We start from the raw sequence: 12,568 nt of genomic DNA on the forward strand, positions 1-12,568 counted from the left end.
TTGGCGTTGGCGATGGATCCATCGCCTGCCCATTCCCACTGCCCACTGCCCACTGCCCGCAACGCGCAGGCGCAGGCGCATTGACTGGCCTGTCGCTGCGCCACGATGGCGCAGCGATTCATCGTCCTACAGGCCATCTGTTTTGACGAAGCACCGCCGCATCGTTGTGTCGGCCTGTCCGTCCGGCAGCCACAGTGGCTGATCGATGCACACCCGCCACAGCGCTGCAGCACCACACCCCTGTGGCGGCCATGCACAGGACCACGCCCAGGCCCAGGCGGTGCAGTGGTTTCATCACCGGTTGCAAACCGGTATGGTCCCGTCAGTACGTGGTTGTGCGTCGCAATATGACGATGCCGCACGTGCGGCCGTTTCTTCTTCCGGGTTTTTATGCATTCGATCGATGTCGTCCTCGCCATGTTGCTGGCGGTCGCGGCCAGCGGTTATCTGATCCGCATCCTGCCGTTCTCGCTGCCGTTGCCGCTGGTCCAGATCGCGCTAGGCGCGGTGGTCTCTGGCGTGTTCGATGCGGGGCACGAGCTGGAACCGGAGCTGTTCTTCCTGTTGTTCCTGCCGCCGCTTCTGTTTCTGGACGGCTGGCGCATTCCCAAACAAGGCCTGTTCCGCGACAAGGCGGCGATCCTGGAACTGGCGCTGGGCCTGGTGGTGTTCACCGTGGTCGGGGCGGGGTTGCTGATCCATTGGCTGATCCCGGCGATGCCGTTGGCGGTGGCGTTTGCATTGGCGGCGATCATCTCGCCGACCGACCCGGTGGCGGTGTCGTCGATCGCCTCCAAGGTGCCGATCCCCAAGCGCCTGATGCACATCCTGGAAGGCGAGTCGCTGCTCAACGACGCTTCGGGCCTGGTGTGCTTCCAGTTCGCGGTGGCTGCGGTGCTCACCGGCACTTTCTCGGTGGCGACCGCTTCGCTGACCTTCCTGTGGGTGGCGTTGGCCGGGCTGGCGCTGGGTGTGGCCACCACCTTCGGGCTGAGCCGGATCCAGGCCTGGATCTGGCGCCACTTCGGCGAAGAACCCGGTTCGGCGATCCTGGTCAACCTGCTCACGCCGTTTGCCGCCTACCTGCTGGCCGAAGCCTTCCACGCCTCCGGCATCCTGGCTGCGGTCGCGGCCGGCATCACCATGAGCTACGTGGAAATGGCCGGCAACGCACCGGGCAACATGCGCCTGCAGCGCTCGGCGGTGTGGGACACGGTGCAGTTCACCTTCAACGGCATCATCTTCGTGCTGCTGGGCGAGCAGTTGCCGGGCATCCTGGATGGCGCGGTGCGCAGCGTGCAGGAGGCCGGGCACCTCAATCCCTGGTGGCTGGCGGTGTATGTGGCCACCATCAGCACCAGCCTGATGGCGCTGCGTTTTGTGTGGGTGTTTTTGTCGCTGCGCTGGAACATCTTCAAGGCGCAGCGGCGCGGCGAGCAGCATGTCAGCCCGCCATGGCGGATTGTGGTGGCGGTGTCGCTGGCGGGCGTACGCGGTGCGATCACCCTGGCCGGCGTGCTGACGCTACCGTTGATGCTGGAAGATGGCTCGCCATTTCCGGCCCGCCAGCTGGCGATCTTCCTGGCCGCCTCGGTGATCCTGGTGTCGTTGCTGGTGGCCAGCGTGGCACTGCCGCCCCTGCTGCGCGGACTGGAATTGCCGGAAGAAGAAGACGAGCAGCAGAAAGAAGACCTGGCGGTGAAGGCGGCTTCGCAGGCAGCGCTGGAGGCAGTGGAAAAGCTGCGCCAGCGATTGGTGGAAGACAGCGCCCATGCCGAGCGCTACAACGCCGCCGCCAACCAGGTCAGCCAACGCTACCAACGCAAGCTGGGCGCGGTGGACATGGCCGAAACCGACCCGGAAGAGGCCGGTGCATACGAGCAGGCCTTGCGCCAGTTCCGGCACGCGGCCTTGGTGGCCGAACGCAACGAATTGTTCAAGCTTGCGCGCCGTCGCGAGATCTCCGACGACCTGTCGCGCAGGCTGGTGCGCAATCTGGATTTGATCGAGTCGCGTAAGCGCGCTTGAGGAACGGGATTAGAGCGTCGGGAGTGGGGATTCGCAAGAGCCGGGCAATGGCACTGACGTCGTAGGAGCGCACCTGGGCGCGACGGGGCGGTACGTGTGATGCGCGCTCATGCGCGCAGGGAATCGGGAATCGGGAATCGGGAATCGCAAGAGCCAGGCCGGTAGCCACGGTCTTTTGTAGGAGCGCACCTGGGCGCGACGAGGCCGTACGTGTGATGCGCGCGCTCACCCGCTGGTGAAGCGGGAATCGTACGAGCACCCACACCCACACCCGCACCCGCCATCACGGCGCCTCGGGAGACACCATCCCATCTGCCCCCCTCCCATCGTCACGGCGCACCGCCTACCCTGGGCGCTTATCGTTCCCGTACAAAACCCATGACGCCCATCGTTTCCATCCAGGGATTGAGCAAGACCTACGCCGGCGGTTTCCAGGCCCTCAAACAGGTGGATCTGGATATCCAGCGCGGCGAAATCTTCGCGCTGCTCGGCCCCAACGGTGCCGGCAAGACCACCTTGATCAGCATCATCTGCGGGCTGATCAACCCCAGCACCGGCAGCGTACTGGCCGATGGCCACGACATCGTGCGCGACTATCGCGCCGCGCGTGCCAGCATCGGGCTGGTGCCGCAGGAACTGGCCACCGATGCATTCGAAACGGTGTGGGCCACGGTGCGTTTCAGTCGAGGTCTGTTCGGCAAGCCGGCAAATCCGCAGTACCTGGAAACCGTGTTGCGCGAGCTCTCGCTGTGGGACAAGCGCAACAACAAGATTTCCACGCTGTCAGGCGGCATGAAACGGCGCGTGTTGATCGCCAAGGCGCTGGCGCATGAGCCGCGAATTCTGTTTCTGGACGAGCCCACCGCCGGTGTGGACGTGGAACTGCGTCACGACATGTGGCAGATGGTGCGGCGCCTGCGCGAGCAGGGCACCACCATCATCCTGACCACCCACTACATCGAGGAGGCCGAAGACATGGCCGACCGCGTCGGCGTCATCAATCGCGGCGAGCTGGTGCTGGTGGAAGACAAGCACACGCTGATGCGCAAGCTCGGCAAAAAGCAGCTCACGCTAAGCCTGCAATCGCCATTGCACACGCTGCCCGCTGCGTTGGCAGACTTACCGCTGGAACTGTCGGCCGATGGCAACAGCCTGATCTACACCTTTGACACCCAGGCCGAGCAGACCGGCATCGGTGCGTTGTTGCGCCGACTCAACGAGCACGGCATCGACTTCAAAGACCTGCATTCCAGCGAGAGTTCGCTGGAAGAAATCTTCGTCAACCTGGTGCATGGCGCACGCAACGCGGAGGTGCGCGCATGAACCGGCATGCGATTGCAGCGATCTATCGTTTCGAAATGGCGCGTGCCTTCCGCACGCTCACTCAGTCGATCGCCTCGCCGGTGCTCTCGACCTCGCTGTATTTCGTGGTCTTCGGCGCGGCCATCGGCTCGCGCATGGGCGACATCGACGGCATCAGCTACGGCGCCTTCATCATTCCCGGGCTGGTGATGCTGTCGCTGCTCAACGAGAGCATTTCCAACGCCTCGTTCGGCATCTACATGCCGCGTTGGGCCGGCACCATCTACGAGGTGTTGTCCGCGCCGGTGGCGTGGTGGGAAATCGTGATCGGCTATGTGGGCGCTGCGGCGACCAAGTCGGTGATGCTGGGTTTGTTGATCCTGCTCACCGCGCGCCTGTTCGTGCCGTATGAAATCGCCCACCCGGTGTGGATGCTGGGCTTTCTGGTGCTCACCGCGCTGACTTTCAGCCTGTTCGGTTTCATCATCGGCATCTGGGCCAACGGCTTCGAAAAGCTGCAGGTAATCCCGCTGATGGTGGTGACGCCGCTGACCTTCCTGGGCGGCAGTTTCTATTCGATCAACATGCTGCCGCCGTTGTGGCAGAAGGTCACCTTGTTCAACCCGGTGGTGTATCTGATCAGCGGTTTCCGCTGGAGCTTTTACGGCAAGGCCGACGTGCATATCGCGGTGAGCACCGGCATGACGTTGCTGTTTCTAGTGGTGTGCCTGGGCGTGGTGGCGGCGATCTTCCGTAGTGGTTATCGGCTCAAGGCGTGAGTGCAGTGGTTTTGTCGGCTGCATCCTGGTGGGTGCGGTCGGAAGTCCAGGTCAAACGCTGGAGTGGGTCGAGTGCGCGGTGCCCGCGCCGCTCGCGTGACACGCCGTAAACCCATCCCTGGAGGCTCGGTGGCGGCATCCATGCCGCCACACGGTCCCGCAATCGGCGAGGACACCGCGCCAGAGCGTTTGCTGGCTGCTTTATTCAAAGCCATGCATCCCGACCATCCAGACTGGTCCTTGCCTGCCCACCGTCGCGGGACCTTACGCGGCATGGATACCGCGTAAGCGCTTACAAGGACGTACTTGCAGCGTGTCCCGCGAGGGTGGGCGGGCAAGGGCCCTGCAGCAAACTCGCAGCTCAGCAGCTGAGCAACTCTGCAATAGAACAGCTTGAAGTAGTGTGGTCGGCCGCTCTTACTCGGCAGCAGGCTGGGCGTCGCTCTTGGTGTCCAGGAAGTAGGCCACCACCTCACCCTTGACCTTCATCGTCATCGGGTTACCGCGACGGTCGCGCGCCTTGCCGACCTGCACCTTGATCCAGCCTTCGCTCACCGAGTATTCCTCCACGTTGTCGCGTTCGACCCCGTTGAAGCGCACGCCGATACCGCGATTGAGGACGTCGGCATCGTGGAACGGGCTGCGTGGGTCGATGGCCAGATGATCGGGAGGGGTATCGCTCATGGGAAAGGCGTCATGACGGGCCGGGATAGCCGTCTTCGGCCGCACAGGATACGGGCCTGTGCCGGGAAGACCAGCCCTGATGCCACAGACGCGCTCGCCCGCCGGTTTGCTTGCGCCGCGTGAGGCGTCACACTTCGCACCTGCAATCCTTGAGCGAGACCGCCATGCCCGACAACAGTGCCGATTACGAAGACGACGAAGGCCTGCCGCCCGAGACCGACGAAGACGATGTCGACGACCATCCGGCGCGGGTCTGGAATTTGCTGGTGCTGATCAACCCGGGCGACGAAGACACCGCACTGGGGCAGTTCGACGCCTGGCGCGAAACGCAGGCCGAGGCGGACGACGATGAGGGCGACGATGCCTGGCTGTGGGCGTTGAAGGACGCGATCGACTGGCGCTCGGGGTTTTATGTCGACTGGAAGGATACCGATTCGTTCATTGCCGCCATCGACGAACTGAGCGCGCGCTGGAACCTGCGCATTGCGTGGGGCGGCGATCTGGACGATGAAGACTTCGCCAACGGCCTTGGCGTGCCCGACCTGATGGCGGTGGCGTTCGACCGCCTGCGCGAGCATGGCTATTCGCTGTGGAACTGGAACACCGGCGGCGATGCCTATGCCGGCTGGATCGCGCTCAGTCGCGACGACGAGGCGATGCTGGCGCTGACCTCGCTGCTGGACGTGGAAGTGCGGCTGGGCAACGAGGCGTTCTAAGAGCGGCGAACACCACGTAGCGAATAGTCGTCAGGTGGGTGTGGACGGCGTGGAGGAACCGGAGCGTACGCGTGGTCCATGCCGCACCGAGCAGCGGCCGCGCCCGCGCCCGCCTGGCGGTGAGCACGGTCCTCTTGTTAGCTGCTGCAAGCCAGCCGCACGCCTGGTGCCGGAGGTGGCGTGCACCACCTCCGGCACGCTTGCCGATTACTGCCGCGCCATCAGCGACACGTTGTTGAACCCCCCTGAGCCGCCGACCAACTTGATGTAGTAGGTGCCGGTCTGTGGTGCGGTCAGCCGTAGCGTCTGCGCGCTGCCGGTGCGTGCGGATTTCAACTGGTAGTTGCTGGTGGTCGGCTCGACGTCGTAGCTGAGATACAGCGCGACGTTGCCGCCGCCACCGAAGCTGAGCACATTCAAGGCGCTGCCGGCGTTGGCGGTAAAGCGGTAGGTCTTTTCCTCGCTTTGACCGCCGCTCTGGCCGGTCAGGGCATCGCGGTTGGTCAGGCTCACGGTGACCGGTATGCAGGCGCTGCCGCTGCAGCTGTTCTGCACATAGTCCAGTGCCGCGGTGGCATCGACAATTCCGGTGCCGATCGGGCGACCTGTCGGTGGTCTGACCGGGAAGGTGCGCGCAGTCTGGCGCAGCATGGCTTCCATCTGCGCAGGGGCCAGCGGGGTCTTGCCGGAGGCGGCCAGCGCGCTCTGTACCAGGGCGGCCACCGCGGCCACATGCGGCGTGGCCATCGAGGTGCCGGCAAAGCCGACGTATTCGTACTCGCCGGAGGTCGGCGTGGTCTTGCCGCTATAGCCGGTCGACAACACCACCCCGTCCCAGCCGCCGTTGCCGGTGTCGTCGGTGGCACCGCCGCCGGGGCCGGACAGGTCCACGCTGCTGCCGAAGTTGGAGTAGAACGCGATCCCGCCGGTGATGCGGGTGGCGCCCACCGTGATCACGTTGCCGCAGCTCGACGGGCTGAACTGCGAGGCGTTGCTGGCCTCGTTGCCAGCCGCCACCACCACCACCGCACCGTTGGCCACTGCGGCGTCGATGGCGCTCTGGGTAGTGCTGTCGCATGAGCCTGGGCCGCCCAGGCTCAGGCTGATGACCTCGGCCGGATGGAGATTGTCCGGGACGCCGTCGATATGGCCGCCGGAGGCCCACACCATGGCATCGGCGATGTCCGAGCTGGTACCGCCACATTGGCCGAGTACGCGTACCGGCAGGATCTGCGCGTCGTAGGCAGCGCCGGCGCCGCCGATCGTATTGTTGGTGAGTTCGCCGACCGTGCCCGCGGTATGGGTACCGTGCCAGCTACTGGAGCGCGCCGGCAGTCCGCAGAAGTTGTCCTCTTCGGTCCAGTCGCCGTAGTCCAGCGCGCCCGGCACGCGGGCGTCGCTGTCGCGCCGGGAGATCGCCGCGTTGCTGATGAAGTCGTAGCCCGGCAGGATGTGGTCGTTGTTCTTCAGGTCCGGATGGTCGGGCAGGATGCCGGTGTCGAGCACCGCCACCACCACGCCGGCACCGGTGGAGCTCTCCCAGGCTTGCGGAGCGCGAATGCCGCCGATGCTGTCCTGCAGATGCCACTGGAACCCGGCATACAGGCGGTCGTTGGGGGTCACGGCGGTGGCGGTGGCCTGCGGCGTCACTGCGACGGCACCGGCCTTGAGTCTGGGCCCGGCAACGTCATCGACCGCGCGCAGCATGCGATCGAACTCGGCGTATTGCACTTGTGGGTCGGCGCGCAGTTCGGTCAGCAACTTGGCCTGGTCGGCGCTGCTGAGCGTGCGCGCAAGGTCCAGCAGGCTGGCGCCGGTGCCGGTGCGACGCAGCACGCGTGCGTTGAGCGGCGTGGCACGCGCGGCACCGCTGGCCGCGCGCAGGACACCGGCGCGGTTGGCGGCTGCAGACAGGATCGACAGGCGCGAGCTGTCGGACGGCACGGTGCTCTTGTATTTGACGATCAGCCGGGCGGGGAGTGCGGTGGGGGAAGTGGCCGTCGGCAGGCCGCGCAGGCTGAGTTGATCGGTGGCCGCATGGGCTTGAAACGTGGCCGTGGCCAGGATTGCGCTCAATAGCAGGGGCTTGAGCGGCAGCGAAGCATTGTTCATGGGATGGCTCTCGCAAGAATCGATGGAGTTAAGGGGAAGACGTGCACGGCGCGGCGCAGGGGTTACAAGTCCACGCCGAAGCCCAGGCCTGCCGACGAGTCGCTGCCGCTGAACGCGCCGCCGAGGCTGAACGAGGCGCGCTCGCCCACCTTCTTGGCGTAACCGATGGAGAGCGCGCGCTCTCCGCTCTGGAAGCCGGCGCCGACGGCTATGCGACCGCGGGCACTCTGGGTGCCGGCAGCATTGATGCCCATGTTGAGCATCGCCGCGCTCATTGCGCCGATGCGGTCGATACGGCGATCCATCGTCTGGAAGCGCCGTTCGCTGCCGTCGCGCAGTTGGGTGAAGCTGTCGCTCAGCGCCGACACCCGGCTGTCGGTGTAGCTGTTTGCCGAACTCAGCGTGCGGCTGTTGCCGGCGTTGAGCTGGGCCACGTTGGCGGCGTCGGTGTCGCTTTGTCCGGCAGCGACATTGGTGATCTGGCGCGTGTTGCCGGCGCTGCCGACCGAGACGCTGTTGGCGCGATCGGCCACCGCGCCACGTCCTAGCGCGACTGCGTTATCGGCGTCGACGCGCGCGCCCTGGCCGAGCGCGGTACCCGAGGCTGCGGTGACGCTGGCGCTTTCGCCCACGGCCACCGCGTTGGTGGCGGCGGTGGCAATGCTGGTGTTGGCGCCGACCGCGGTGCTGCCGTCGGCATTGACCCTGGCATTGGCGCCCAGCGCGGTGTCCTGCGGGCCGTAGGCCAGCGCGTCGGCGCCGACCGCCAGTCCGTTCTCGCCATTGGCGGTGGCGGACGAGCCGATCGCCACCGCATTGGTGCCGCTGCCGACCACCGGCGCCAGGCTGCCGCCGCCAACTGCCACGCCACCCGCAGACACGTTCTGCAAGGCGCCGATGCGGCCATCGAACACGGTCAGGGCCGCATCGATGGCGCCCATCGCCTCGCCGACATTGCCGTAGCTCGCGCCCTGCACCAGGTAGCTGCCGCTGATCAGGTTGCCGGTGGGGTCGAAAGCGCTACCGGCGCCCAGGGCGGTGGCCACGCTGCGCAGCTGGGCCAGGTTGACCGCGTCGGTGGCCTCGCTGCCGGCCGCCACGCTGGTGATCTGCCGGGTCAACCCGGACGCGACATCGCCCACCGCCACGCTATTGCTGCGGGTGGCCTGCGAATACGCACCCAGCGCCACCGCGCTGCTGGCCGAGCGGTTCCAGGAGTCGTCGACCCAGTTGCCCACCTTGGCGCCATAGCCGATGGCGGTTGCATCGACGCCATTGGCCTCGGTGTCGTTGCCAATCGCAGTGCCATTGGGGTTGAACCAGGAGGTCTTGGCATTGACGCCAAGCGCCACGCTGTTGACGGCGTAGGTTTCGGCGTTGTGGCCGATCGCCACCGAGTCGGCGTCGTGGGTCAACGCAAACCCGCCGAGCGACACGGTGTTGGCCCCGAACGTGCCGGCACTGTGGCCGATCGCCACCGAATTGGTGTTGCCCGGCAGGTTGGGGAAGATGTTGGCGTTGTAGCCGATGGCGATGGCGTAGTCGGACTGGGTCTGCGCACCCGCGCCCAGGGCGATCGCGCCGGTGCCGGTGGCTGCCGCGATCCCGATGCTGTTGCCTGCGCTCTCCGCAGCGGTGCTGATGCCGCCGATCGCGACGCTGTCGGTGCCGCTGGCCAAGGAATTGAAACCGATGGACACGGTACTGTCGGCGACCGCGCGTGCGCCGTTGCCGAGCGCACTGCTGCCCAGCCCGATCGCCTGCGAGCGGGTACCGATGGCGGTGGCGCCCTGCTCCAGTGCGCGTGCGCGATGTCCCAGTGCAGTGGCCTCGAAGACGCTGGCTTCGGCACCGCTGCCCACGGCGGTGGTCATCGCATCCAGCGCCTTAGCGCCGCCGCCGAGCGCGGTGGAGACGAAGCCGGTGGCTTCGGTGGACTCGGCGTGCACGGCGAGAATATTGCCGCCGTCGTCGTAATCGAACACGTCGGTGGTGCCACCCACCGCAACCGCCGATTCGCCGGTGGCCGCTGCCGCGTAGCCGGCGGCAATGGCGAACTTTTCGGTGACCGTGGCACCGGCGCCCAGGGCGATACCGCCCTCACCGAGCGCATTGCTTGCTTCGCCGATCGCCACTGCATAGGGCTCAGCGGCGAACGCGCCCACATCGGTGGTGGCGTCGGCGCCGCCGACGATATGAAAATGCTTGCCGGTGTCGGCAGCATCGTCCTGGTCGGCATCCTGCGCCGTGGTGTCCTGGTCGGCCGCGATGGCTGGTGTATTGGTACCGGTCTGACCATCGGTTGCGGCAGCGGTAGCGGCGTCGCCCTGCGGGGTGGCGACCTGCGCCATCACCGCGCTACTGCTGAGCAGCAGCGCGGTCAGGACCGCAGCATGCAGCAGCACGCGCTGCGGACGCTTGCCGGCATGGGGGTGCGGCGCGGTGGTGGTCGCGTGCCGGACGCAAGCCCGGTTCGAGAGATGGTCAAGCTGGCTCATGGAGATTCCCTGGCGCGTGGATGGAGTGGTCGACCGCTGCACGCCGGCTCCCAGACATCCCCACGTGTCTTGGAATTCCGTACATTTCATGTTGCGGGACAACGCAACATAGTCATGCGCTCCGCCACGTGTCACCAAGCCACGATTGCATCCACTCACCACGAATGTGAGGATGCAAAAACACCCCAAGACGTCTTGTCGTGATGCTGTCTGCCGCAAAATCCGTGTTCGTGCCGCGCTGGTTGGCCACGCGCTGGCGCGAGGAGCCGATCGATCGACGGCAGGTGGCCTTCCTGCAGCTGCTGCTGATCGCCATCGCGCTGTACAACCTGGGCGATGTCGGATTTTTTCTCTACGTCGCCGGGTTGAGCCGCTTGCAGGCCAGGCCAGATCTGGCCTGCGCGTTGGCCGGGACTGTGCTCACCGCGTTCGGCGCGCTGGCGGGCGTGCCGATGATCCGGCGCGGCCGCAGTGCGGCAGGCGTCAAGGTCTTCATTGCCGCCGCGTTGCTCGGCACCTTCGTCACTTACGTGCGGGTCGACATCTTCGACCTGCTGACCAATCCGATGCCGGTGATTGCGTTGGTGCTCGCCGGCATGGTGCTCGGTCGGCGCAATCTATGGCGCGTGTTTGCGCTGCTGGCGACGGTGTGCGCAATGGCGCTGGCCGCGCAATTGCTGTGGTTCCCGCCATCGCGTTCGACCTGGGGAAATGTCGGCCTGGGACTGATGACGGTTGCGGTGTATCTGCTGATCACCCTGATGCTCGACCGCACCATCGCCGCGCTGCGCGACAGCCTGGTGGAATCGGAACGCCGCCGCCGCGAACTCGAAGCGGTGAACCGCAAGCTGGTGCGCGAAATGGCAGAGCGCGAGCGGGTGCAGGAGCAGCTGCTGCACACCCAGAAAATGGAAGCGCTGGGACGCCTGGCCTCCGGTGTTGCGCACGATTTCGATAATCTGATCAACGTGATCATCGGCTTTGCGCAGCGTCGCGATGTGCTGGAAGGCCGTGGCGAGGCGCCGTTGCTCAAGACGCTGGAAAACATCGAAGCCGCATCGCGACGCGCGCTGACTGTCAGTCGCAGGATTCTCAATTTCGGCCGTGCCGAACCCGGCATTGCGCGCCTATTCGATGCGCGCCACGCGCTGCTGGAGATCGAACCCACGCTCAGGCAACTGTTCGGCCACGAGATCCGCCTGCAAGGCATCGCGCCGGGGCCGCCGTTGTGGATCGCGATGGATCTGGACGAACTGGAACTGGCATTGCTCAACATCGCCGCCAATGCGCGCGATGCGATGGACGGGCAGGGGCTGTTCCGCATCGAAGGCGAGCAGCAGGCCGGCATGGTGGTGCTGCAGTTCTCGGACACCGGCCCGGGGATTCCCGAGCAGCTGCTGGCGCGCATTTTGGAGCCGTTCTACACCACCAAACCGGCCGGCAAGGGCACCGGTTTAGGGTTGTCGGTGGTGAACGAAATCGTCACCGCCGCCGGCGGGCGTGTGGAGGTCGGCAACACGGGCGATGGTGCCTGTATCCGCCTGTTGTTACCGGCTGCGGCGCCGCCGGAGCGAGTCAATCGTGCCGATCAGCTAGCCAGCAGGTAACCCATTCCGCGCGAGGACAGCAGCGGAAACGCCGGCGCATCCGCTGCGGTGATGCGCGCGGCCTTGCGCCGCAGGCGATGGATCAGCATCTCCAACCGATGCAGATCGAAATCGCCGACGCATTCTTCCAATGCCGACACCAGCGCATCGCGCTCCACCGCTTGGCCGCGCTGTGCATCCAGGCAACCCATCAGGCAGCGTTCGAGCGAGGTCAGGACGACAATCCGCGCATCCGGCGCGACCAGGCACCAGCCATCCGATTCCAATCGCCACGCCGGTTTTTCCGCGCTGCTGGCATCGGCCGGGCGCAAGCGTCGCGACAGGTTACGCAGCGTCAGCGCCAGGATCTCCGGGTCGGCGGGTTTGCGCAGGAACGCGTCGGCGCCACTGCTCAGCGCATGCACGTGGTCCGAGCGGCCGCGGTTGCCGGTGAGCACCACGATGCCCAGGCCAGTGAACAGCGAACGCAGATGCGCGACCACGCTCAGGCCGCTCTCGTCCGGAAGCCCAAGGTCCAGCACCACCATGTCGAAGGTCTGCTCCAGCATCAGCCGGTACAGCGCCCCGGCGGTGCCGGCGCCACTGACCGCGAATCCGAACTCCTGCAGGCCGGGAATCAGGATTTCTTCGCGCAGGACGTCGTCGTCTTCAAGAACGGCGACGCGCAACATGGACGGCAGCTCGGAGGGCGGGACGCGAACAGACAATGCAACGGCTCCGGAAGATGGGTCGCTTCGATAGTGACAGGCTTGTGCGTGGGCACGGAAGCGGCTTCGCCGGTCACACGGGTGTGTGCGCCACAGGCGTCATCGGGTTGCAAAGATGCATGCGTTGTATGCGCG

General features: G+C 65.9%; 9 protein-coding genes and 1 other RNA gene. 5 read left to right on the top strand and 5 right to left on the bottom strand.

Translation table 11 applies throughout. The features are described from left to right. Nucleotides 1-390: 390 nt before the first annotated feature. The 3 genes from ABQU90_RS15125 to ABQU90_RS15135 all read left to right on the top strand — a co-directional run bounded on the left by ABQU90_RS15125 (nt 391) and on the right by ABQU90_RS15135 (nt 4,109). Nucleotides 391-2,028 carry a Na+/H+ antiporter gene (locus ABQU90_RS15125; RefSeq protein WP_055847883.1) on the top strand — a complete coding sequence of 546 codons (1,638 nt, stop codon included), beginning with the start codon at nt 391-393 and terminating at the stop codon, nt 2,026-2,028. Between the two features lie 378 nt (nt 2,029-2,406). After that, the gene (locus tag ABQU90_RS15130; protein ID WP_055847885.1) at nt 2,407-3,351 is read left to right on the top strand and encodes an ABC transporter ATP-binding protein; all 945 of its coding nucleotides are present in this window, start codon (nt 2,407-2,409) and stop codon (nt 3,349-3,351) included. Further along, the gene (locus tag ABQU90_RS15135) at nt 3,348-4,109 is read left to right on the top strand and encodes an ABC transporter permease (RefSeq protein WP_055847888.1); all 762 of its coding nucleotides are present in this window, start codon (nt 3,348-3,350) and stop codon (nt 4,107-4,109) included. Before ABQU90_RS15130 ends, ABQU90_RS15135 begins: the two co-directional genes overlap by 4 nt. Nucleotides 4,110-4,526: 417 nt before the next feature. On the opposite strand, the gene ABQU90_RS15140 is transcribed toward ABQU90_RS15135, so the two are convergent. Next, complete coding sequence (locus ABQU90_RS15140) at nt 4,527-4,793, bottom strand: DUF3297 family protein (RefSeq protein ID WP_055847890.1); 267 nt, start codon at nt 4,791-4,793, stop codon at nt 4,527-4,529. A 164-nt stretch (nt 4,794-4,957) separates the two neighbouring features. On the opposite strand from ABQU90_RS15140, the gene ABQU90_RS15145 reads away from it, so the two are divergent. After that, on the top strand, nt 4,958-5,509 hold the full coding sequence (locus ABQU90_RS15145) for a DUF6630 family protein (RefSeq protein ID WP_055847893.1): 552 nt from the start codon (nt 4,958-4,960) through the stop codon (nt 5,507-5,509). A 4-nt stretch (nt 5,510-5,513) separates the two neighbouring features. On the opposite strand, the gene ABQU90_RS15150 is transcribed toward ABQU90_RS15145, so the two are convergent. The 3 genes from ABQU90_RS15150 to ABQU90_RS15160 all read right to left on the bottom strand — a co-directional run bounded on the left by ABQU90_RS15150 (nt 5,514) and on the right by ABQU90_RS15160 (nt 10,119). Further along, nucleotides 5,514-5,589: non-coding RNA, sX9 sRNA (locus tag ABQU90_RS15150), on the bottom strand. A gap of 127 nt (nt 5,590-5,716) precedes the next feature. Continuing rightward, nucleotides 5,717-7,621, bottom strand: coding sequence for a S8 family peptidase (locus ABQU90_RS15155; protein WP_323522511.1), 1,905 nt, complete (start codon nt 7,619-7,621; stop codon nt 5,717-5,719). Nucleotides 7,622-7,683: 62 nt separating this feature from the next. After that, nucleotides 7,684-10,119: a YadA family autotransporter adhesin gene (locus ABQU90_RS15160; protein WP_323522509.1), complete on the bottom strand. Its 2,436-nt coding sequence runs from the start codon at nt 10,117-10,119 to the stop codon at nt 7,684-7,686. Between the two features lie 203 nt (nt 10,120-10,322). On the opposite strand from ABQU90_RS15160, the gene ABQU90_RS15165 reads away from it, so the two are divergent. After that, nucleotides 10,323-11,726: a sensor histidine kinase gene (locus tag ABQU90_RS15165; RefSeq protein ID WP_323516882.1), complete on the top strand. Its 1,404-nt coding sequence runs from the start codon at nt 10,323-10,325 to the stop codon at nt 11,724-11,726. On the opposite strand, the gene ABQU90_RS15170 is transcribed toward ABQU90_RS15165, so the two are convergent. Next, nucleotides 11,708-12,394 (bottom strand): response regulator transcription factor, encoded by a 687-nt coding sequence (locus tag ABQU90_RS15170; protein WP_115555131.1) that lies wholly within the window; start codon nt 12,392-12,394, stop codon nt 11,708-11,710. The two genes, ABQU90_RS15165 and ABQU90_RS15170, sit on opposite strands and share 19 nt — an antisense overlap. Nucleotides 12,395-12,568: the final 174 nt, after the last annotated feature.

This window comes from Xanthomonas sp. WHRI 10207, assembly GCF_040202975.1.
Taxonomy (GTDB): domain Bacteria; phylum Pseudomonadota; class Gammaproteobacteria; order Xanthomonadales; family Xanthomonadaceae; genus Xanthomonas.

Excerpts from the sequence above, each read along its gene's own strand:
- ABQU90_RS15160 (WP_323522509.1), bottom strand. The coding sequence starts at position 10,119 with ATGAGCCAGCTTGACCATCTCTCGAACCGGGCTTGCGTCCGGCACGCG.
- ABQU90_RS15140 (WP_055847890.1), bottom strand. The coding sequence starts at position 4,793 with ATGAGCGATACCCCTCCCGATCATCTGGCCATCGACCCACGCAGCCCG.
- ABQU90_RS15130 (WP_055847885.1), top strand. The coding sequence starts at position 2,407 with ATGACGCCCATCGTTTCCATCCAGGGATTGAGCAAGACCTACGCCGGC.
- ABQU90_RS15165 (WP_323516882.1), top strand. The coding sequence starts at position 10,323 with ATGCTGTCTGCCGCAAAATCCGTGTTCGTGCCGCGCTGGTTGGCCACG.
- ABQU90_RS15155 (WP_323522511.1), bottom strand. The coding sequence starts at position 7,621 with ATGAACAATGCTTCGCTGCCGCTCAAGCCCCTGCTATTGAGCGCAATC.
- ABQU90_RS15125 (WP_055847883.1), top strand. The coding sequence starts at position 391 with ATGCATTCGATCGATGTCGTCCTCGCCATGTTGCTGGCGGTCGCGGCC.
- ABQU90_RS15135 (WP_055847888.1), top strand. The coding sequence starts at position 3,348 with ATGAACCGGCATGCGATTGCAGCGATCTATCGTTTCGAAATGGCGCGT.
- ABQU90_RS15145 (WP_055847893.1), top strand. The coding sequence starts at position 4,958 with ATGCCCGACAACAGTGCCGATTACGAAGACGACGAAGGCCTGCCGCCC.